The 698-nt window shown below is 63.2% G+C and carries 1 protein-coding gene; it reads right to left on the minus strand.

Going from position 1 to position 698, the window contains the following annotated elements; genetic code table 11:
- Positions 1-698: type IX secretion system membrane protein PorP/SprF (locus ACFQRK_RS23985; RefSeq protein WP_379010966.1), on the minus strand; the 698-nt coding region annotated here is incomplete at both ends.

Raw genomic sequence — 698 nt, forward strand, 5'->3', positions numbered from 1 at the left:
GTGATTTCATGCGAGCCGTTCTGAACGCTGCTCAGCCGGCTCAGAATGTAATCATACGAATAACCCACCCGCAGCTGAGGGGTCACGTACAGCTGCGTGATCGCAGAAACCGAGTTCTGCTTGCTCAGCGCGCTGCCCGTCAACCGCTCGTAGTCCTTCCGGAAAACCGTCACCCCAGTGCGCCACCCCCCGCCGATCCAGAAACGGTCCCCGAATACGAACATCGCGTTCACGTCCAGGCTCGTCGGGCCCCTGAAATCCTCCTTTATAAGCAGACTCGGCCGCAGACGCGTCCCCTCGCCCAGGTTGACCAGCGCACCGCCCATCAGATAGATGTGGCGCCGCCGCCGGATGTTGTCCGTGGTCGTGTTGTCCCAACGGAAGATGTTGTTGCTCTGGTCCCCCGAGAGCAGATCCATCACCGAGATACCCGCATACCACCCCGGCCGGTAGTAATAGATCCCGAAGCGGATATCCGGAACGAAACTGTTGATCCGGTCCGGCGGTACGGCCGGGTCCCCCGCATTCACCGGATCCAGCAGCGCCCCGTCCAGCCCGTACTGCGTCACCCCGGCACCCAGCCCGAAGCTCAGCCGCTGCGTGTCCTCGTCATCCAGCCGCAGCCGGAACGCGTAGTTCACATACGCCGAACTGGCCGACTGCGGGCCCAGACGGTCCGTGGTCAGCTGCACCCCCAG

Source organism: Parapedobacter sp. GCM10030251 (assembly GCF_042666505.1).
Taxonomy (GTDB): domain Bacteria; phylum Bacteroidota; class Bacteroidia; order Sphingobacteriales; family Sphingobacteriaceae; genus Parapedobacter.